Here is a 1,283-nt window from a genome sequence, read left to right as displayed (position 1 = left end):
CTCCGCCCGCGACGCGGCGTGGCGCGCCCGGGCCGCCTCCACCGCCTCGGGGCCGGTGGGGGCCACGACCTGGCCACCGCGCACCAGTGGCACGAGGAGCTCCCGGTCGTCCCCGTCGTGCTGGGGCACCTCCCCGATGCCGACGAGCTCGGCCTGCGCCACGCCGTCCACGACGCGGCGCACGGCGGTCTTCCGGCCGCCCACGGACGTCTTGTGCGCGCTCGCCTTGGCGACGTCGACCATCGTGCCGTCCTCGCCCTCCCGGGCCACCAGCTTGTAGACCATGCCCGCGGTGGGGTGCCCGGAGCCGGTCACCAGGCGGGTGCCCACGCCGTAGGTGTCCACCGGGGCCGCGGCCAGCGAGGCGATGGCGTACTCGTCGAGGTCGCTGGTGACCACGATGCGGGTGCCCGTGGCCCCCAGGTCGTCCAGCTGGCGCCGCACGGCGTGGGCCTGGCCGAGCAGGTCGCCGGAGTCCAGGCGCACCGCGCCCAGGCCGGTGCCGGCCACCTCGACGGCGGTCTGGACGCCGCGGGTGACGTCGTAGGTGTCCACGAGCAGGGCCGTGTCGGTGCCGAGGGACTCCACCTGGGCGGTGAAGGCCTCGCGCTCCCCGTCGTGGAGGAGGGTGAACGAGTGGGCGGCCGTGCCCGCCGTCGGCACGCCCCAGCGGCGCCCCGCCTCGAGGTTGGAGGTCGAGGCGAACCCGGCCACGTAGGCGGCGCGGGCGGCCGCCACGGCGGAGCCCTCGGCGGTGCGCCGGCTACCCATCTCGATGCAGGGACGGTCGCCGGCCACGGCGGTCATGCGGCTGGCGGCCGAGGCGACGGCGCTGTCGTGGTTGAGCATCGAGAGCGCGAGGGTCTCCAGCAGCACCCCCTCGGCGAAGGTGGACTCCACGACCATCAGCGGGGAGTGGCCGAAGTACAGCTCGCCCTCGGGGTAACCGTGGACGTCCCCCGAGAAGCGGTAGCCCGCCAGCCACTCGAGGGTGGGCTCGTCCACCACCCGATGGGTGCGCAGGTGCTCCAGCTCGGCCTCGCCGAAGGTGAAGTCCACCAGCGCCTCCAGGAAGCGCCCCGTGCCAGCCACGACGCCGTAGCGCCGGCCCTCGGGCAGCTTGCGGGCAAAGAGCTCGAACACGCTGCGCCGGTGCGCGGCGCCGCTGCGCAGGGCGGCCTGCACCATCGTGAGCTCGTAGTGGTCGGTCAGCAGGGCGGTACTGGTCACCGGCTCACCCTATGCATGGGGCCCCGCACCACCGGGGGTGGTGCGGGGCCCGG

At 75.2% G+C, this 1,283-nt stretch carries 1 protein-coding gene; it reads right to left on the bottom strand.

The window, feature by feature from the left end:
* A partial coding sequence (locus HMPREF3099_RS10050; protein ID WP_083323703.1) for a nicotinate phosphoribosyltransferase occupies positions 1-1,230 on the bottom strand: 1,230 nt, incomplete at its 3' end.
* Positions 1,231-1,283 lie beyond the last annotated feature (53 nt).

The sequence above is a fragment of the Kytococcus sp. HMSC28H12 genome (assembly GCF_001816045.1).
GTDB classification, from domain to species: domain Bacteria; phylum Actinomycetota; class Actinomycetes; order Actinomycetales; family Dermatophilaceae; genus Kytococcus; species Kytococcus schroeteri.
This window is presented reverse-complemented; position numbering and strand designations above follow the sequence as displayed.